Below are 17,954 nucleotides of genomic sequence, written 5' to 3'. Positions count from 1 at the left end.
ATTTTGACCAAACTAAAAAATTGAAATTGGTTGCCCAAGGTGGCACAGCTGGTAAGATTACTTATGCTATTAAAGATGCAGGCACAACAGGTGCAACGCTTAGCGGTCAAAATCTGACGGTTAATGCCGCGGGCAATTTGACAGTAATTGCTACTCGGCAAGGCGATGAGAAGTATAATGATGTTTCTGTTGAGCAAGTTATTTCAGTAATAGCAGATAAGGCAATACCAGAGCTTGAGATTGACGAAATTTCTGATTATCCATGGAATGAAAAATGTACACTCAATGTTTCAGGTAAAGGCAACGGCAAGGTTACTTTCAAGGTAAAATCAGGTTCTGCTGGTAAAGTAAACGCAACGACAGGGGAAGTGACGTTCAAAACACCTGGTACGATTGTCGTTACAGCAACTAAAGCAGCAACGAGTGACTACGGTACTGCCTCAAAAGATATTACTATCACAACTGTCAAAGCGAATCAAGCACCCCTTATTTTCACATCAGGAAATTTCCTTGATTTTAATCAAACTAAAAAACTTAAATTAGTCGCTCAAGGTGGTACGACAGGTAGGTTTATTTATGCGATTAGCAATGCTAGTACAACAGGGGCAACGCTTAGCGGGCAAGATGTGACCGTTAGGTCTGTTGGTGAGATAGCGGTAATAGCTATTCGAGTAGGCAATGCTAAGTATAATGATGTTTTTGTTAGGCAAGTTATTACTGTTGGTGCGGAAGATTTTTGAGTTGAATTGTCAGCGAAAAATTTTCCAGATGAGGGGTTTAGAAAGGCTTTGAGGTCGAACTTAATAGCAACAGAGCCTATAGAGAAACCTCTGAAGGAGAGCGACAGTACAAAATTAATGTCAATGCTGTTACGGAATTAACGGTTAATAAACATGGTATCAAAGACTTAACAGGAATTAATCTCTTTAAAAATCTCACTTATTTACATTGTGGTACTAATCAATTAGAGAGTATTGATATATCAGGATTAAAAAAATTACAGTATTTAGATTGTCACTATAACTACTTGACAAGTTTAAATGTATCTGGATTGACAGAACTAAAAGAATTACAGTGTTATCATAATGAGTTAAAGAGTTTAGATGTTTCAAATTTACTTGTTGACTTTTGAAGTTAAATAGATTTTTTTGAACAAAAAATTAATAATCTCATTTTCAAGCAGATGAAAACGCTTAATAAAAGCGTTTGTTTGCATTTTAGTAAAAATATGGTATACTATATAAGTTGAAGTAGAATATAAATTAAAGGAAAAAAATCTTGACTAAATTACGCGAAGACATTCGGAATGTCGCCATTATCGCCCACGTTGACCACGGCAAAACGACCCTGGTTGATGAACTTTTGAAACAATCTGATACTTTGAGCGCTCGCGCACATCTTGACGATCGCGCTATGGACTCAAACGACCTTGAAAAAGAGCGTGGCATTACCATTCTTGCCAAAAATACCGCTGTAAAATATAAAGAGAAACATATCAATATCCTTGATACGCCAGGTCACGCGGACTTCGGTGGTGAAGTTGAGCGGATTATGAAAATGGTTGACGGTGTTGTTTTGGTTGTCGATGCCTACGAGGGAACGATGCCACAAACGCGTTTTGTCTTGAAAAAGGCTTTGGATCAAGGCTTGACACCTATTGTTGTTGTCAATAAAATTGACAAACCGTCAGCGCGTCCAGAAGAAGTGGTTGATGAAGTGCTTGAGCTTTTGATTGAGCTTGGTGCGGATGAAGACCAACTTGAGTTTCCGGTTGTTTACGCCTCAGCTATTAATGGCACGTCAAGTCTTTCTGATGACCTTAAGACGCAAGAACATACGATGGAACCTTTATTTGAAACGATTATTGACCATATTCCTGCGCCAGTTGATAATTCAGATGAGCCTTTGCAATTCCAAGTTTCTTTGCTTGATTACAATGATTTCGTAGGTCGTATTGGTATTGGACGTGTTTTTCGTGGGACGATTAAAGTTGGCGATAGCGTTACCTTGTCTAAACTGGATGGCGCTAAGCAAAATTTCCGTGTGACAAAATTGTTCGGTTTCTTTGGTCTTGAACGTGTTGAAATCAAAGAGGCTAAAGCAGGTGATTTGATTGCTGTTTCGGGTATGGAGGACATCTTTGTTGGCGAAACGGTAACACCGTCTGACCATATTGAGCCACTGCCGATTCTGCATATTGACGAACCAACTTTGCAGATGACTTTCCTTGTCAATAACTCACCTTTTGCTGGTCGTGAGGGCAAATGGGTAACGTCCCGTAAAGTTGAAGAACGTTTGCAAGCAGAATTGCAAACTGATGTCTCTTTACGTATTGACCCGACTGATTCACCTGACCGTTGGATTGTTTCTGGTCGTGGGGAACTCCATTTGTCAATTCTTATCGAAACAATGCGTCGTGAGGGTTATGAATTGCAAGTATCGCGTCCTGAAGTTATCGAACGTGAAATCGATGGTGTACGTTCTGAACCATTTGAACGTGTTCAAATTGATACACCTGAGGAGTACCAAGGCTCAATCATCCAAGCGCTTTCTGAGCGCAAGGGGGCGATGCAGGATATGATTAATACCGGCAATGGCCAAGTTCGTCTCATCTTCCTTGTCCCTGCTCGTGGTTTGATTGGTTTCTCGACTGAATTTTTGTCAATGACACGTGGTTATGGTATTATGAACCATACTTTTGATCAATATTTGCCGATGATTCACGAACAAATCGGCGGTCGTAGTCGTGGGGCGCTTGTGTCAATTGATACGGGTAAAACAACGACGTATGCGATTATGGGCGTTGAAGAACGTGGCACGATTTTTGTCAATCCAGGGACTGAAGTTTATGAGGGCATGATTATCGGGGAAAATTCTCGTGAAAATGACTTGACGGTTAATGTGACCAAAGCAAAACAAATGACGAATGTCCGTTCGGCTAATAAAGACCAGACTAATGTTATTAAAACGCCGCGTATTCTCACGCTTGAAGAATCAATTGAATTTATGGCGGATGATGAATATCTTGAAATCACACCAGAATCTATCCGTTTGCGGAAACAAATTTTGAATAAAGCGGAACGTGAAAAAGCAAATAAGAAGAAAAAAGGGTAAGCGTTTAATTTAGTGGCTGGTTAGCCACGTTGTATATAGCTACTTCCCTAAGCTCTTCGTCACTTCGTTCCTCAATCACTAAGGGAGTAGCCATGTTTTACTTGATTATATTAGCACTCTTTGTTCTGTTTTATATTTTTCTAGCACCTGATGAGATTAAGAAAAATTTGAACCTTTTTGTTGTTATTATTGGCGCGGTTTTGGCTGTGACGGTGGTAATCGGCTTGATTGTTCAAAATAAAACGTCAATTTTGCAGGGACTTGTGATATTGGCTGGGCTTGCTCTGATGGCAGAAGGTATTCGTGAAATTAACCAACTATAAACAGTCGAAAGGCTGTTTTTTTGGTATAATGATAGTATGAAAATGAATGAAAAAGAGATGCTTGATTTTGCTGAAAATTTGGGTAGAAAATTGAAGGCTGGCGATATTATTGTTCTAACGGGCGATTTAGGTGCTGGTAAGACGACATTTACCAAGGGGCTTGGACTGGGGCTTGACATTCATCAGATGATTAAAAGTCCGACTTATACCATTGTCCGTGAGTACGATGAGGGGCGGCTACCTCTCTATCACATGGATGTGTATCGGATTGGCGACGATCCTGACTCGATTGATTTGGACGATTATCTTTTTGGTAATGGTGTGACCGTTATCGAGTGGGGACAGCTTTTGGCACAAGATTTACCTGACGACTATCTGGAAATTATTTTTGAGCCTTTAACGGCTAGTCGACATTTAAAATTGATTGCACATGGCAAAAGATATGAGGCATATATAGGATAATGGCAGAAATAATTGTAAGAGCGGCTGAGCCAAAAGATGCACAAAAATTGATTGACTTTTTGAATGCGGTTGGCAAGGAAACGCATTTTTTAACCTTAGATGATGCAGGGATTTTGATGACAGAAAATGACATGATTGCTTATCTGAATCAAATTAATGAAAAGGCTAATAATGCTTATTTATTAGCCTTGGTTGAGGAGGAAATTGCGGGTGTCGTTAGTCTGACGGCTGATTTTCATGAGCGCATTCGGCATATTGGGGAACTATTTATTGCTGTTCGTAAATCTTTTCAGGGCTATGGTATTGGCAGCATTCTAATGGCTGATATGATTGACTTTGTAGAAGAAACAGGTGTCATTAAACGTTTGGAGCTTCAGGTTCAAAAACGCAATGAGAAGGCTGTTCACATTTATCAAAAAAATGGCTTTGAAATTGAGTCGATTAGAAAATATGGTGCAAAAGATGAGAATGGGCAGTTGATTGATGTGCTAGAAATGGTGCAATTCTTTTAAAGTCTCCTTAAAATTAAAAAGACTAAAAGATTACAATTCCATGACATTTACTAGATTTTCAAGTGAAAAATCCTAAAATTTGATAAAATAGGAATATGAGACGAAATCGAGAAACTTATCGTGGTCGAAATGATAGGGCTTTAGAAGATAAGAAAATGACTGCTAAACATGGCAAGTCCAAAATGAAACTTTGGCAAAAGATTTTGCTTGGTAGCTTGGCATTTTTAGTGATTTCTGCTGGGGGAATCTTTGCCTATGGGACGATTGTGCTTCATCGGACAGAAGATGTTATGCGTAGTACTTTTGAAGAGTTGGGGCTTGGTTCTAGTAAGAAATCTGATGATATTATCAAGGCAACAAAACCATTGACGGTCTTGTTAATGGGAATTGATACGGGCGATAAGACTCGTGCGGATCTTTGGGAAGGGCTTTCTGATACGATGATTGTCATGACGATTAATCCGCAAACGAATACGACGACAATGGTTTCATTGGAGCGTGATATGTTGACGGATGTTGTTGATCCTGATGGCGATTTTCTTGCCACGGATAAGTTGAATGCTGCTTATTCTCTTGGTGGGACGGCTACTGCTGTGGCAACTATTCAGCAGCAACTTGGCTTGGATATTGACAAATATGCGCTGATTAACATGAATGGTCTGAAAGACTTGGTAGATGCTGTTGGTGGCATTGACGTCAATAATACGCTTGATTTTCCGATTTCAATTGAGGAGACTGAGCCTGACTATACAGCAACGATTGAGTCTGGTGTGCAGCACATTGACGGCGATCAAGCCTTGGTTTATGCGCGCATGCGTCATCAAGACCCTGAGGGTGATATTGGTCGTCAGGCGCGGCAACGTGAGGTCATTACGCAAGTTGTGAGTAAAGTTTTGAGCCTAAATTCCGTGGCGAATTACGAGAAAATTTTACAAGCTGTTTCGGGCAATATGAAAACCGATTTTGCAGTGAATGCGAAATCTTTGACAAGTTTACTTGGCTACAAAGATGCCTTTAAAAAAATGTGTTCGATTAAGTTACAAGGTGTTGGCGAGATGATTGATGGTGGTTCTTATCAGGTCATGCCTGAGAATAACTTGCTCAGTGTGCAAAATGCTTTGCGCTTGTCGCTTGGTAAATCAGCTAAGAAGTCTTTGTCAACTGGGATTGTTACTTTTGAAAATTACTATGGTGCTTTGTCAACAGAGACGATATTGCCGACAATCTTGATAACGGTTGATGGACAAACAACGGAAAAAACGTTGTTGACGGATGGCACACAAGTTACAGCAGATGAAGCAGTAGAAAAGTCTAATACAGCTACTGATGATAATGAGGAGGCAGCTGGTTACTATTATTACAGTTATGAAGATGAGCCAACACAAGAGACCAATAGTGAGTCGTCATCGCAACAATATGAGCCTACTGATTAATCTAAGTCAATAAAAAAGTTTGACGAAACGGTTAATTTTTGGTAGAATTTAGTAGTGTTAAGGGCGCTCTGGAAATTGAATTTTAGAGTCTGCCAAATGGTCTCATAGCTCAGCTGGATAGAGCATTCGCCTTCTAAGCGAACGGTCGCAGGTTCGAATCCTGCTGGGATCATCGCAAAAAAATGCCTCATTCTTGTCGGATGAGGTATTTTTTTGCGATATAGGCATTCTTTATAGTTAAATTCAGTTTTTAAATATTAGTCAGTTAGTTAAAATTATGTTATGATTGAGACAAGTATAAATTGGAGGCAGTATGCAGTATCTACCTTTGGAAAAAAGTGAAGTTTTGCGCTATCTGGGTTATAAACGTAAGCAAGAGCTGACAGATGATCTGTCGAGTTTGGTTGATGACTTGATGCTTGAAGTACAGGAAATATCGAATGCGCGTTATTTTTATCAAGCCTATGATTTTACATTGGATGCGGAAAATTTTGCGGTTCATGTGACCCATACAGACTTGGTTTTACAGTCGAAAACTATTTTTAATCAGTTGAAAAATGCGAAAAAAGTTGTGCTTTTAGCGGCAACTTTGGGCATTGAAATTGAACGACAAATCAGACTTTATGAATTGTCTGAGATGACTAAAGCGTTCATTTTAGATTCGGCTTGTGTTGATTATATTGAAAAAGTTTGTGATTTAGCTGAAGTTGATATGAACACAAAATTTTCAAACTATACGCTGAATCGCCGTTTTTCGCCAGGATATGGCGATTTGTCGCTTGATATTCAGCCGCAATTTTTGAAAACTTTGGCAGCTGACAAGCAACTTGGTTTGACATTGACCGAAACGAATCTGATGGTGCCAAGAAAATCAGTGACAGCAATTATTGGCTTGTTTGATGATGAAAAGTTGGCTCGTCCGCGGCGCAAAGCACCTGAATACCTGACCTCTGAATTAGTTGCGGCTGCTGGGTTTAATATTGAAAAATGACGATAAGAAAATTAACGAAACTTGCGCTATTGACAGCCCTTTCCTGTGTGTTGCGACTTGCTTTTGGTAGTTTACCTAATATCAAGCCAATTACAGCCTTATTTTTTGTGATCATGCTAACTTTTGGCTTAGTTGACGGCTTATTTGTCAGTTCGCTAACGATGCTTGTGACAGGTTTTTTGATGGGCTTTTCGCCAATTATTATTGGACAGATTTTGAGTTATGCAGTGATTTTGACAATTGGTTTTGGGCTGTTCAAAGGGGTTAGAAATTTAATTTATAGAACGATTATCATTTTTTGTTTGACCATGTTGTATGGATTTGTGATTTCTATTTTCTCAGCTCGCCTATTTGGCGCTAGCTTTCTACCTTTTTGGCTCAGTGGTCTGACTTTTGACCTTGCGCATGCCGTGTCAACGGCGCTCTTTTTTCCAGTGTTAGTGACCATTTTCAAAAATAAACAAGTATATATAAAGAGGTAAATAAAATGACGATTTTAGACGATTTAAAAGATAGAATTTTGCTTTTTGATGGGGCAATGGGGACGCAGTTGCAGAATCGTGGACTGCCGATTGGTGGGATTCCAGAGCATTTTAATCTCTCGCACCCAGAAATAGTTGCGGCGATTCATGCTGATTATGTTGCAGCGGGAGCGGATGTTATCACAACTAATACTTTTCAAGCTAACACGACTAAAATGACCGCTGAGGAATTGGCAGAAGTTATCACAACGGCAGTCAAACTCGCTAAAAAAGCGAATCCGAAATATGTTGCCTATGATATGGGACCAACGGGGCAGTTATTGCAACCAATGGGGACTTTGTCATTTGAAGCTGCCTATGATATGTTTGCAAGACAAGCGATTCTTGCTGAAAATGCAGGGGCAGATTTGGTCATTATCGAAACCTTGGCTGATTTGTTAGAAACGAAAATCGCCATTCTTGCGGTCAAGGAAAAGACGAATTTGCCTGTTTTTGTGACCATGACCTATCAAGAGGACGGGCGAACATTTGTCGGCACTGATCCCCAGACTGCAACGCTAACTTTGCAGAATCTTGGCGTTGATGTGCTGGGGGTTAATTGTTCACTTGGACCAAAGGAACTAGCACCAATTGTAGCAACGATTTTGGACTACGCTCAAGTGCCTGTCATGGTACAGGCAAATGCTGGCTTGCCTCAAATGGAGCATGGCGAGACAGTTTATAAAATTTCGCCTGAAACTTATGCCGACTACACACAAAAACTCCTAGATAAAGGTGTTTCGGTAGTGGGTGGTTGCTGTGGGACGACACCAGAGTTTATCAGACAACTGCGCACCATTATCAACAAAACTGAAAAAGTTGTGCCTCAGACGAAATCGGGGACTTTTGTCACATCTGGTTTGAAAACGGTTGAAATTGGCAACGGTCTGACCTTGATTGGCGAGCGGATTAATCCGACTGGGAAACCTCGTCTTAAGGAGGCGCTTCGTAAAGATGATGTTAGTTATATTATCAAAGAGGCGGTTGCGCAACGTGATGCGGGTGCAGATATTTTGGATGTCAACGTTGGTCTGCCCGAGATTGATGAGGCGCAGATGATGATCAAAACGGTTACAGAACTCCAGTCCTTACTTGATTTGCCTTTGCAGATTGATTCGTCAGAAATTGCGGCGCTTGAGGCTGGTGCGCGGCATTATAACGGCGTTCCGCTGATTAATTCGGTCAATGGCAAGCAGTCTAGTATGGACAAAATTTTTCCGATTGTCGCCAAATATGGTGGCGTGGTTTTGGGGCTGTGTCTTGATAATGATGGCATTCCCGAAACGGCTGAGAAACGCTATCAAGTTGCGGAGAAAATCGTACATGAGGCTGGTAAGTATGGCATTACGCCCGACCGTGTGATGATTGATCCGCTTGTTTTGACGGCCTCTGCTCAGCAAGACCAAGTGCCTGTCACGCTTGACACGATTCGGCTTGTCAAGGAGCGTCTAGGCTGTAAGACGGTCGTTGGCTTGTCAAATATTTCTTTTGGTTTGCCAAATCGTGCGCTTTTAAACGGCACATTTTTGGCACAGGCTTTTGGTGCAGGGCTTGATGCGCCAATTATGAATCCGCTGTCAGATTATATGATGAGCGTTGTGCGTTCAATTCGTGTTTTTACAGGACAAGATGCCAATTCTGCGGATTTCATTGACAAAGAGCAAGGGGCTAATATCGCAGTGTCTGCGGCTGGCGCCAATGGTGCAGCACCAGTCAAAACAGCTGAAAACTTAGATTTGAAAGACATGATTATCAAAGGTCGCAAGGAATTGACTGCTACTGAGACGAGGAAATTACTTGAAACAATGACACCACTTGACATCGTCAACACCTATTTTATCCCAGCACTTGATGTTGTCGGCGCTAAATTTGAAAACGGTGACTTATTTTTGCCACAACTCATGCAATCAGCAGAGGCGACCAAAAATGCGCAAGAAGTTTTGAAAGACAAACTCGCCCAATCGGGTCAGCAGTCTGAAAATCTCGGAAAAATTTTGCTTGCCACTGTTGAGGGGGACATTCATGATATTGGTAAAAATATTGTTAAGATGATTTTGGAAAATTATGGTTATGATGTTGTGGACCTTGGAAAAGATGTGTCGATTGAGACTGTTGTTGCCACGGTTATTGCGCAAGACATCAAACTTGTTGGCTTGTCGGCTTTGATGACAACGACTGTTCAAAATATGAAGAAAACGATTGCGGCAGTCAAGGCAGCTGCGCCAGACACGACATTTATGGTTGGCGGTGCTGTCCTAAATGAAGACTATCGTGAGTTTGTTGATGCGGATTATTACGCCAAAGATGCCATGGCAAGCGTTGAGATTGCGCAGCGATTTTTTAAAAAATAATAAAAAAACGATAAAACGCTTCCTAAAAATGTGAATCGTATATTTTCTGTGAATTTTAAATTAGTTTAAAATTAAAAAATAGCAGGTTTTACTTGTTGGAAATAAAAAAACACCGCTCTGTTTTTGTCTGAGCGACGGTTTTCGGAGTAAGAATGAAAAAGTTTTTTTAGGAATAAATTTATTATACGGCACTTACCTTAAATTAACCTTAAAAAATTATGGTAAAATAGAATTACCAAGTTTTTAAAACGAAAGGATAAAAAATCAGATGAAATTAACAGCTTTGGGTGTTTGGGGTGGCTATCCTTACAAAGATGCGGGAACGACATCGTATTTGCTGACAAGTGATAGCGGTTTTAACCTTTTGATTGATGCGGGGAGTCGTGCGGTAACTGAGCTTGAGCATGAAATCTCGCCTTTGTGTTTGGATGCCGCGATTGTCAGTCATTACCACGAGGATCACATCGCTGATCTTGGTGTTTTGCGCCAGTATCGTCAGCTTTGGCCTAAGACCGACCCCGATTGGGATAGCGCCATTCTCAAAATTTACGGTCATGATAAAGATGCGCAGGCTTTCAAAAATCTCACGCTTGATGGCGTTTCCAAAGGCATTGCTTATGATGTTCATGGCGTGCAGAAAGTTGGACCTTTCGATATAACTTTCAAAGAGACGGTTCACCCGATTCTATGTTATGCGATGCGGATTATTGAGCGAAAAACTGGTCAAACGCTTGTCTTTACTGGCGATACAGGATGGTTTGACGGTTTGATTGACTTTGCAAATGGGGTTGATATGCTGTTAGCGGATGTTTACTTTTTTGCTGATAAATCAAACATGCCTAACCATTTGTCAAGTGTTGAGGCGGGGCAAGCGGCATGTCAAGCAGGTGTGAAAAAATTAGTTCTGACACATTTGCCACAGTTTGGCGATTTGGAACAGTTACGCAAAGAAGCTGAAAATGCGGCGCAAGGTGTGTCAACTGAACTTGCTGAACCGCATAAATCATGGGATTTTAAGACATTTTGATAACATTTACCGAAAAAGAAAAAGATAATTTTATGCGCGAGGCATTACGTGAGGCCAAAAAGGCAGCAGATAACGATGAAGTGCCAATTGGCGCAGTCATTGTCAAGAATGGTGAGATTATCGCCCGCTCGTTTAATGCGCGTGAATGGCATCAAAAAGCGACCCACCATGCAGAAATTTGTGCCATTGATTTGGCAAATGAGGTCGTCGGCAACTGGCGTTTGCTTGACTGTGCGCTGTTTGTAACGATTGAGCCTTGTGTTATGTGTTCGGGTGCGATTTCCTTGGCACGACTGCCGCAAGTCTATTTTGGTGCAACCAATCCTAAATTTGGTGGTGCGGTAAGTTTGTACCAAATTCTCGAAGATGAGCGCTTAAATCATCGTTTACAAGTCGAATCTGGCATTTTAGAAAAAGAATGTGCCGAAATGATGCAAAATTTTTTCAAAAATCGTCGCAAAAAGGCAAAAGTGTGATATAATAGTAATGAGGCAATAGTCAGTCTATGAAGTGGGTCAGATGCGGAAGCAAGCAGCCCTAAGTAGGGTGGGTATGTGCCTTTTTTGTTTTTTATACTTGTAATGCGTGTCGTACAAATCTTTGCAATATTTTTCAATAACTGATAAGATGTGTTTAAGAACTTATCGTGAGTTTAAAATGGAGGTATTGGAATGACCGACATTAGCCAAAGCAAATTGGCATTATTTGCAGAAAATGATAAGGAACTTTGAATATGTATAACATGACAACTTATCTCTCAGAAATTGGTAAAATAACGCTTGTAAGTGACGGGAAGAATCTGAATGGTTTATGGTTGGCAAATCAGAAATATTTTGGTGGTCGCATTTCTGATAAATGGGTAGAAAATGCTAATCTGCCTGTATTTGACCTAGCTAAAAAATGGTTAGATAGTTATTTCTGTGGTAAAAAGCCAACAATTGCAGACTTACCTTTAGCGCCCATCGGTAGCGATTTTCGTCAGCGAGTTTGGCAGATTTTATGTGATATTCCCTATGGCAAACTCATCACTTACGGCGAAATTGCTCAGAAATTAGCCATGGAAATGGGCAAGGAAAAAATGTCTAGTCAAGCAGTTGGTGGCGCAGTTGGGCATAATCCGATTTCGCTAATGATTCCTTGTCATCGTGTTGTTGGGAGCAACGGGAGTTTGACAGGTTATGCTGGTGGTATTGATGTTAAACGGAGATTGCTTGAATTTGAAGGTGTGGAGATGAGTGAACTGTTTGTGCCTTGAAAATGAATGCATCTAATTTTGCAGCTATTTACAGATAATCGCAATTTTTAGGTTAATCCAAAACGAGGATGGGAAAAGTCAAAATAATAGAAAAATCGCATGAAATCAACGTTTTATGAACGAATTTTGTGCGATTTTTCTGTTTGCTGAATGAGCTAAATTTCGACTTTTGTCCCAGCTTCTTTTATCCAAAAAGTTTACCAAAGAAACTTTTCTTAATTTTAGGCGTTTCTGCTGTCAATACAATGTCAGGAAAAACATCTGTCAAGCCAATTTTATCAAGGGTAACAGCCATATCTGTATGAATCACAATGCCATAAACATCAGCATTATCGCTAGTTAAAATTTGTCCCTCAAATTGATGTTTAACCGCCATTTTCAGATAAAATGCCGACAAATCATCAGATAAATTGCCAGAAATTTTGACAAAAATTTTAGCATATTTACCGTCAAAATAACTTAAAATGTTGTCAAATTGTGATTTTAATCGCAAATTTTGCGCATCAGAAAAAGTAACGGCAAGTAAAACACGTTCCCGAAAAGTATTGAGATACAGATTTTGTTCATCAGGATTGAGCCGATATTCACCGTTTGCTGCACGATCTAGTCGCTCTTCGATATTAGTCATATTACCATTTTAACATAAAATTTGTTAGGCGTGATTGATAAGCGGGGAAATTTCATAGGTTATGACTGCTTTAAAAACTTTGCATATTTTGACGATAATACCTGTTGCAACTAAAAGACGCATTGAATTTGTTGAAAAATTAAATGGCGAACCGTACAAAAGTTCCTCATCATAGATACTTTACCGCCTAAAACTTACAAATCACTGCGAGAGTAAATGGGCTTATAATGCAGTTCTTTTGCTTTTTAGTGAAAATAAAAAAGGAGTGTCAAAATATGCGTGATAAAATTGTTATCTATCCTGCTGTATTTGAGAAAATGACAGACAAAGGTTTTGAAACTTACTATGATGTGCGTTTTCCTGATGTGCATAATGCTTGGGAAGTGCTAGGCCTCGTCTTAGTTGATGTTCCACCTATGCCATCTGATTTGTTAGAGGTTAAAAAAACAATCCTAATGCCTACGTGCAACTGGTTGAGGTTAATCTTACGGCGCACTCTAAAGGTCAAGAAAAATACAACAATTCCCGCTGACTTGGCAAAGCAAGCTGAAAATCTTGATATAAATTTCTCATCTGTTCTTACCAAGGCGTTAAAGCAAGAAATTAAAATTTTGACTGAATCTTAGTTAAGCGCCTAATTGGCTGCTTTTTATCTTTCAAATAATCGTTTTAATTTAACAAAAATTGAAACGTTTACCTATGCAAATTCCCCCCAAACGTGTTATAATACAGTCATGAACCTCTATGAAAAACTTGCGATTTTTACCACGATTGAAACCGAGCGCTTACTTTTGCGACCGCTTACTATGGCAGATAGCGAGGATATGTATGCCTATGCTAGCAATCCCGAAAATTTGATTTACATTTTTCCAGCGCATAAAAATATCGCTGACACTCAGTTTGCGATTGCTAATTTTTTTATGAAAGCGCCTTTGGGAAAATGGGCGATTGAACTCAAAAGTGAGCAGAAAATGATTGGGACGATTACTTTTGTCAAACTAGATGAGAAGAAGCGGATAGCGGAAATTGGCTATGCGCTGAACATGGCTTATTGGGGACAAGGTTTGATGACTGAAGCTGTCAGAACTTTGACGGAGATTGGTTTGACAGAGTTTGGCTTGTACTATCTTGACATCGTAGTTGAATCAGAAAATTTTGCCTCTTGCAAGGTCGCAGAGAAATCAGGTTATACCTTAAAAAAGAGCTACAAAGCAATTAACGAATATAGCAAAATCATCAAGAATTTCAAGTGTTATAGAAAGGCAAATCATGAGTAAACACCAAGAATTGCTTGATTATATCGACGATCTCGAAGTCGGCAAGAAAGTCAGTGTACGTGGGCTAGCCAATCGGCTCAAGGTCTCTGACGGCACGGCTTATCGTGCCATTAAAGAGGCGCAGTCGCGCGGTTTGGTTTCGATAAATGACCGTTCAGGCACGACACGAATCGCAACGACTGAACAGCGCGTGATTGAAACGCTGACTTTTGGCGAGATTGCCAAAGTTGCGAGTGCCGAGGTTTTAGCAGGGGAAAAAGGGCTGAGTCAGTCTTTTAGTAATTTTGCCATTGCTGCGATGACTAAGGAAAATATCCGTAAATATCTGAGCCATGATGGTCTCGTGATTGTTGGTGACCGCACGAATATTCAACTTCTTGCCTTACATGAGCGTAACGCTGTTCTTATCACAGGTGGTGTGGATGTTGAGGAAGCGGTGTTAGATTATGCCAATGCGCATGATATTCCCGTTTTGCGAACTGATTACGACACTTTCACGGTTGCCAGTCGTATCAATCGTGCCTTGTCAAATGAACTGATTAAAAAGGAAATTACAACGGTTGCAGATGTTTATCAAAGTCACGCACCAACGCTTTTTGAGATTTCGACAGTTAAAGATTATCTTGACTTGGTCAAGAAAACCAATGAGTCCCGCTTTGCTGTCATCAATCAGCACAAGCTCGTTGTCGGTGTTGTCAGCATGCGGGATGTTACAGGCAAAAAGAACAGTACGACCATTGACAAGGTAATGACCCGCAATCCCAAGCTCGCCAAGTTCGAGATGACGGTCGCCTCAACCAGTCAAAAGATGATTTTCGACGGCTATGACATCATGCCAGTCGTCAACTCTGATAGCACTTACGCAGGCATTATCAGCAAGTCTGACATGCTCCGCAGTATGCAGGAGTCGGCTGAGCAGAGCCAGTTTTCCCACACACTGACTGACAATGTTGCGCGCACCATTCGAGAAGTTCAATCTTACTATACTTTTACTGTTGAGCCTTTCATGATGAACAATGTTGGTAACATCGCAAACGGCATGATGACAGAGATTATTAGTAATATTTCAGGTCTCGTCATGACTAAAACCAAGAATAAAAACATTATCATCGAGTCCATGACGATTTATTTTATGGGCGCGGTAGCAATTGACGATGAACTTGAAGTTTATCCCAAGATTATCAGCGAGACAAGGCTTGGTGCCACAATTGACTTTGAGGTCTATCTGGATTATCAGATTATTAGTAAGGTTTTGGTTACTGTGCAGATTAACTGAGTGCTATTTGAAATAGAAAAGAGAGATATGAACGATATACTAACAAGAATAAAAGCCTACGACGACATCATTATCCACCGTCACAAGAACCCTGACCCCGACGCACTCGGCAGTCAACTTGGTTTGCGTGAGATTCTACGCACAAATTTCCCAGAAAAAAAGGTTTCAGCTGTTGGTTTTGATGAGCCAAGTCTCGCTTTTTTGGGGAAGATGGATAAGGTTTCTGACCAAACTTTTGAAGGCAAACTCGTTATTGTAGTTGATACGGCAAATACGCCAAGAATTGACGACGACCGCTATCAAACAGGCGATTTTCTTATCAAAATCGACCATCATCCCAATGATGATGCCTATGGCGATTTGCTTTTGGTTGATACGACAGCTAGCTCTGCCTCGGAAATTATCGCCAATTTGGCACTTGAAAATAGCTTGCAACTTTCTAGTGAGTCGGCAAGGCTTTTGTATGCGGGCATTGTCGGTGACACAGGACGATTTCTCTATCCTGCGACCACGCCCAAAACGCTCTATACAGCCGCTAGACTTGCTGAGTATGATTTTGACCGCGCGGGACTTTTGCGGGAAATGGACAGCTTTGATATGAAAATTGCCCAACTTCAAGGGTATGTTTATGAAAATTTGGAAATCTCACCAGAAGGTGTGGCACGAATTTTTATTACGCAAGAACGCATGAAAGCTTATAATATCTCGGATTCTGAAACCTCAGCTATTGTCTCAGCACCTGGGAAAATCAGAGAAATTCAAACATGGGCAATTTTTGTTGAGCAAGCAGACGGACATTTCCGTGTCAGAATGCGTTCAAAACAAGCGCCGATTAACCAAATTGCTAAGCAGCATGCAGGTGGCGGACACCCATTAGCCAGTGGAGCGAATAGTTATTCAGCAGCAGAAAATGATACTATTTTTCAGCAGTTAAGGGATAATTTACTTGATTTTCAAAAATAAGTGGTATAATATAAGTATGATAAAAAAAGATTTTCCGTGGCTTTATGATGCTGAGTATATGTCTTATGTAGGCACTTTACTTGATATGCCTGAAGTCCAAAAGTTAGATGAATTTACACATCATTATATTTCTACTCGTTTGCTACATTCACTCAATGTTAGCTATACGGCTTACAAAATTACCAAAAAATTCGGTTGGAATCAAAAAGCAACGGCACGTGCGGGTTTGCTCCACGACCTTTTTTACTATGATTGGCGTGAAACTAAGTTTGATGAAGGTAGCCATGCCTACGTTCATCCCCGCATTGCTTATCAGAACGCTCAAAAAATCACGACCATTTCCAAGCTCGAAAAAGATATTATTATCAAGCATATGTGGGGGGCGACAATTGCGCCACCGCGATATAAAGAGAGTTTTGTCGTGACTTTTGTTGATGATTATGTTGCGATTAAGGAATGGTGTCAGCTCATGAAAATGAAGTGGAAATACCGCAAACACCTGAAGAAGGAAAAAGCTATCTAAAATGAATTTGCAGAATCAAGACATCAAAATTGGTAAAACGATTGATGAATTAGTCGAGGGAGAGACTTTTAGTCTGTCTCAAACGATAAAAAATCGTGAAATTTTACTCTATCTCGGTCTTACGAACGATGACAATCCGCTTTATTCGCAGTATGATTATGTTAAGGAACTTGGTCTGACCAAGCCGATTGTGCCAACTGCGCTGATTTTTGGCGTTATCACATCAACAATTAACAAGCACCTACCTGGACCTGGTAGCCACGTTGTCAACGTCAATCTCAATCTTATCGAAAAGATTTTTCGCAATGATTTGCTGAGTTTCAATTTTGAAATTATCAAGATTGACACCAACAAAGATTTGGCAACAATCAATGTTGAGATTGTTAGAAATGACGAACGTGTGGGCGATGCCATTGTTCTTGTGCAACCGCCTTTGGTCGAAGTGACACAGGTCGAAAATTAAAAAACGAAAGAGGTATATTTTAATGACTAATCAAATTTTTGAATCAAATCAACAAACAGGAAAGTTCACACTAGCGGACTTTTTCGCTCGTATTTATGCCCTTGTGGGCATGGGAATTGCAGTCAGTGCTATCGTCGCTTTTCTAACGCTGACCGTCTTTGCGGACAATATTTCAGCTATTTTAACAGGTAATTCTTGGGTTTTATTTCTCTTTTGGATTTTGGAAATGGGCTTAGTGCTTGTTGCGACACCGCTTGCTGCGAAAAATTCGCCAATGGCATTACCAGTTTTCATCGGTTTTTCTGCTCTCAATGGTTTCACGCTGAGTTTTACGCTTGCTTACTATGATTTAGGTAGCATTGGCATAGCTTTTGCGATTACAGCGGTGATGTTTTTTGCGCTTTCTATCTTTGGTAAGACGACTAAGCGTGATTTGTCAGGCATGGGTAAAGCCATGTTTACGGCGCTGATTGGAATTATTATTGCCAGTGTTATCAATCTCTTTATTGGGTCATCAGGTATTAATTTTCTCCTCTCAATCCTCTCAGTTCTTGTTTTCTCAGGTCTGATTGCTTGGGACAATCAAAAAATTGAGACAATTTACAATCGTGCGGGTGGCGATGTGACTGACGGTTGGGCTATCAGCATGGCACTGAGCTTGTATTTGGACTTTATCAACTTATTTATCGTTATTTTGAGAATCTTTGGGATTGGTGGAAGTAGAGATTAAGGGTAAATGTAGAGAACGTCGTAAGGCGTTTTTTTGATACCTAAAAATATTTTCAAAAACTGTATTTAGTCCTTGACAAAATGTAATCACTTAGTTACAATAGGG

The 17,954-nt window shown here is 40.3% G+C and carries 21 protein-coding genes, 1 tRNA gene and 1 other RNA gene; 22 read left to right on the top strand and 1 reads right to left on the bottom strand.

The features are described from left to right. The 15 genes from Hs30E_RS03370 to Hs30E_RS03300 form a co-directional block, all read left to right on the top strand. On the top strand, positions 1-740 hold a 740-nt coding region (locus Hs30E_RS03370; RefSeq protein WP_172207949.1), incomplete at its 5' end, for a hypothetical protein. 113 nt (positions 741-853) lie between these two features. Beyond that, on the top strand, positions 854-1,132 hold the full coding sequence (locus Hs30E_RS11495) for a leucine-rich repeat domain-containing protein (RefSeq protein ID WP_172207952.1): 279 nt from the start codon (positions 854-856) through the stop codon (positions 1,130-1,132). 146 nt (positions 1,133-1,278) lie between these two features. Next, positions 1,279-3,114, top strand: a complete 1,836-nt coding sequence (gene typA / locus Hs30E_RS03360) for a translational GTPase TypA (RefSeq protein WP_172207948.1) — start codon at positions 1,279-1,281, stop codon at positions 3,112-3,114. Positions 3,115-3,206: 92 nt separating this feature from the next. Then, positions 3,207-3,437, top strand: coding sequence for a DUF3165 family protein (locus Hs30E_RS03355; protein ID WP_172207947.1), 231 nt, complete (start codon positions 3,207-3,209; stop codon positions 3,435-3,437). Positions 3,438-3,473: 36 nt separating this feature from the next. Further along, on the top strand, positions 3,474-3,899 hold the full coding sequence (gene tsaE / locus Hs30E_RS03350) for a tRNA (adenosine(37)-N6)-threonylcarbamoyltransferase complex ATPase subunit type 1 TsaE (protein ID WP_172207946.1): 426 nt from the start codon (positions 3,474-3,476) through the stop codon (positions 3,897-3,899). Then, positions 3,899-4,411: a GNAT family N-acetyltransferase gene (locus tag Hs30E_RS03345; protein WP_172207945.1), complete on the top strand. Its 513-nt coding sequence runs from the start codon at positions 3,899-3,901 to the stop codon at positions 4,409-4,411. Before tsaE ends, Hs30E_RS03345 begins: the two co-directional genes overlap by 1 nt. A 95-nt stretch (positions 4,412-4,506) precedes the next feature. After that, the gene (locus Hs30E_RS03340) at positions 4,507-5,844 is read left to right on the top strand and encodes an LCP family protein (protein WP_172207944.1); all 1,338 of its coding nucleotides are present in this window, start codon (positions 4,507-4,509) and stop codon (positions 5,842-5,844) included. A gap of 98 nt (positions 5,845-5,942) precedes the next feature. Next, a tRNA-Arg gene (locus tag Hs30E_RS03335) sits at positions 5,943-6,016 on the top strand. Positions 6,017-6,157: 141 nt separating this feature from the next. Further along, positions 6,158-6,835: a methionine synthase gene (locus Hs30E_RS03330; protein WP_172207943.1), complete on the top strand. Its 678-nt coding sequence runs from the start codon at positions 6,158-6,160 to the stop codon at positions 6,833-6,835. Further along, complete coding sequence (locus Hs30E_RS03325) at positions 6,832-7,317, top strand: ECF transporter S component (protein WP_172207942.1); 486 nt, start codon at positions 6,832-6,834, stop codon at positions 7,315-7,317. Before Hs30E_RS03330 ends, Hs30E_RS03325 begins: the two co-directional genes overlap by 4 nt. A 5-nt stretch (positions 7,318-7,322) precedes the next feature. Beyond that, on the top strand, positions 7,323-9,707 hold the full coding sequence (locus tag Hs30E_RS03320; protein WP_172207940.1) for a homocysteine S-methyltransferase family protein: 2,385 nt from the start codon (positions 7,323-7,325) through the stop codon (positions 9,705-9,707). 268 nt (positions 9,708-9,975) lie between these two features. After that, on the top strand, positions 9,976-10,734 hold the full coding sequence (locus Hs30E_RS03315) for an MBL fold metallo-hydrolase (protein ID WP_172207939.1): 759 nt from the start codon (positions 9,976-9,978) through the stop codon (positions 10,732-10,734). Next, complete coding sequence (gene tadA, locus Hs30E_RS03310; protein ID WP_172207951.1) at positions 10,734-11,210, top strand: tRNA adenosine(34) deaminase TadA; 477 nt, start codon at positions 10,734-10,736, stop codon at positions 11,208-11,210. Before Hs30E_RS03315 ends, tadA begins: the two co-directional genes overlap by 1 nt. 2 nt (positions 11,211-11,212) lie before the next feature. Beyond that, positions 11,213-11,309, top strand: an RNA gene (ffs, locus tag Hs30E_RS03305) — signal recognition particle sRNA small type. A gap of 158 nt (positions 11,310-11,467) precedes the next feature. Next, the gene (locus tag Hs30E_RS03300) at positions 11,468-11,989 is read left to right on the top strand and encodes a methylated-DNA--[protein]-cysteine S-methyltransferase (RefSeq protein ID WP_172207938.1); all 522 of its coding nucleotides are present in this window, start codon (positions 11,468-11,470) and stop codon (positions 11,987-11,989) included. A gap of 184 nt (positions 11,990-12,173) precedes the next feature. Here Hs30E_RS03300 and Hs30E_RS03295 read toward each other — a convergent pair whose 3' ends face one another. Then, positions 12,174-12,617, bottom strand: coding sequence for a DUF1694 domain-containing protein (locus tag Hs30E_RS03295; RefSeq protein ID WP_172207936.1), 444 nt, complete (start codon positions 12,615-12,617; stop codon positions 12,174-12,176). Positions 12,618-12,892: 275 nt separating this feature from the next. Between Hs30E_RS03295 and Hs30E_RS03290 the strand changes: the two genes are divergently transcribed. The 7 genes from Hs30E_RS03290 (at position 12,893) to Hs30E_RS03260 (ending at position 17,849) form a co-directional block, all read left to right on the top strand. Then, on the top strand, positions 12,893-13,243 hold the full coding sequence (locus Hs30E_RS03290; RefSeq protein ID WP_172207934.1) for a type II toxin-antitoxin system CcdA family antitoxin: 351 nt from the start codon (positions 12,893-12,895) through the stop codon (positions 13,241-13,243). 108 nt (positions 13,244-13,351) lie between these two features. Further along, positions 13,352-13,894, top strand: coding sequence for a GNAT family N-acetyltransferase (locus Hs30E_RS03285; RefSeq protein WP_172207932.1), 543 nt, complete (start codon positions 13,352-13,354; stop codon positions 13,892-13,894). Continuing rightward, a complete protein-coding gene (locus Hs30E_RS03280) occupies positions 13,887-15,170 on the top strand; it encodes a DRTGG domain-containing protein (protein WP_172207930.1) in 1,284 nt (427 codons plus the stop codon). Before Hs30E_RS03285 ends, Hs30E_RS03280 begins: the two co-directional genes overlap by 8 nt. 27 nt (positions 15,171-15,197) lie before the next feature. After that, on the top strand, positions 15,198-16,133 hold the full coding sequence (locus Hs30E_RS03275) for a DHH family phosphoesterase (protein WP_172207928.1): 936 nt from the start codon (positions 15,198-15,200) through the stop codon (positions 16,131-16,133). 16 nt (positions 16,134-16,149) lie between these two features. Next, positions 16,150-16,656, top strand: a complete 507-nt coding sequence (locus tag Hs30E_RS03270) for an HD domain-containing protein (protein WP_172207926.1) — start codon at positions 16,150-16,152, stop codon at positions 16,654-16,656. Position 16,657: 1 nt separating this feature from the next. Further along, on the top strand, positions 16,658-17,119 hold the full coding sequence (locus tag Hs30E_RS03265) for a hotdog family protein (protein ID WP_172207925.1): 462 nt from the start codon (positions 16,658-16,660) through the stop codon (positions 17,117-17,119). Positions 17,120-17,141: 22 nt separating this feature from the next. Continuing rightward, complete coding sequence (locus Hs30E_RS03260) at positions 17,142-17,849, top strand: Bax inhibitor-1/YccA family protein (RefSeq protein ID WP_172207924.1); 708 nt, start codon at positions 17,142-17,144, stop codon at positions 17,847-17,849. The last annotated feature ends 105 nt before the right edge of the window (positions 17,850-17,954 follow it).

The sequence above is a fragment of the Pseudolactococcus hodotermopsidis genome (assembly GCF_011170085.1).
Taxonomy (GTDB): domain Bacteria; phylum Bacillota; class Bacilli; order Lactobacillales; family Streptococcaceae; genus Pseudolactococcus; species Pseudolactococcus hodotermopsidis.
The sequence above is the reverse complement of the archived record's forward strand: the minus strand, read 5'-3'. Positions and strand labels throughout refer to the sequence as shown.

Excerpts from the sequence above, each read along its gene's own strand:
- Hs30E_RS03355 (WP_172207947.1), top strand. The coding sequence starts at position 3,207 with ATGTTTTACTTGATTATATTAGCACTCTTTGTTCTGTTTTATATTTTT.
- tsaE (WP_172207946.1), top strand. The coding sequence starts at position 3,474 with ATGAAAATGAATGAAAAAGAGATGCTTGATTTTGCTGAAAATTTGGGT.
- Hs30E_RS03345 (WP_172207945.1), top strand. The coding sequence starts at position 3,899 with ATGGCAGAAATAATTGTAAGAGCGGCTGAGCCAAAAGATGCACAAAAA.
- Hs30E_RS03340 (WP_172207944.1), top strand. The coding sequence starts at position 4,507 with ATGAGACGAAATCGAGAAACTTATCGTGGTCGAAATGATAGGGCTTTA.
- Hs30E_RS03330 (WP_172207943.1), top strand. The coding sequence starts at position 6,158 with ATGCAGTATCTACCTTTGGAAAAAAGTGAAGTTTTGCGCTATCTGGGT.
- Hs30E_RS03325 (WP_172207942.1), top strand. The coding sequence starts at position 6,832 with ATGACGATAAGAAAATTAACGAAACTTGCGCTATTGACAGCCCTTTCC.
- Hs30E_RS03320 (WP_172207940.1), top strand. The coding sequence starts at position 7,323 with ATGACGATTTTAGACGATTTAAAAGATAGAATTTTGCTTTTTGATGGG.
- Hs30E_RS03315 (WP_172207939.1), top strand. The coding sequence starts at position 9,976 with ATGAAATTAACAGCTTTGGGTGTTTGGGGTGGCTATCCTTACAAAGAT.
- Hs30E_RS03300 (WP_172207938.1), top strand. The coding sequence starts at position 11,468 with ATGTATAACATGACAACTTATCTCTCAGAAATTGGTAAAATAACGCTT.
- Hs30E_RS03295 (WP_172207936.1), bottom strand. The coding sequence starts at position 12,617 with ATGACTAATATCGAAGAGCGACTAGATCGTGCAGCAAACGGTGAATAT.
- Hs30E_RS03290 (WP_172207934.1), top strand. The coding sequence starts at position 12,893 with ATGCGTGATAAAATTGTTATCTATCCTGCTGTATTTGAGAAAATGACA.
- Hs30E_RS03285 (WP_172207932.1), top strand. The coding sequence starts at position 13,352 with ATGAACCTCTATGAAAAACTTGCGATTTTTACCACGATTGAAACCGAG.
- Hs30E_RS03280 (WP_172207930.1), top strand. The coding sequence starts at position 13,887 with ATGAGTAAACACCAAGAATTGCTTGATTATATCGACGATCTCGAAGTC.
- Hs30E_RS03275 (WP_172207928.1), top strand. The coding sequence starts at position 15,198 with ATGAACGATATACTAACAAGAATAAAAGCCTACGACGACATCATTATC.
- Hs30E_RS03270 (WP_172207926.1), top strand. The coding sequence starts at position 16,150 with ATGATAAAAAAAGATTTTCCGTGGCTTTATGATGCTGAGTATATGTCT.
- Hs30E_RS03265 (WP_172207925.1), top strand. The coding sequence starts at position 16,658 with ATGAATTTGCAGAATCAAGACATCAAAATTGGTAAAACGATTGATGAA.
- Hs30E_RS03260 (WP_172207924.1), top strand. The coding sequence starts at position 17,142 with ATGACTAATCAAATTTTTGAATCAAATCAACAAACAGGAAAGTTCACA.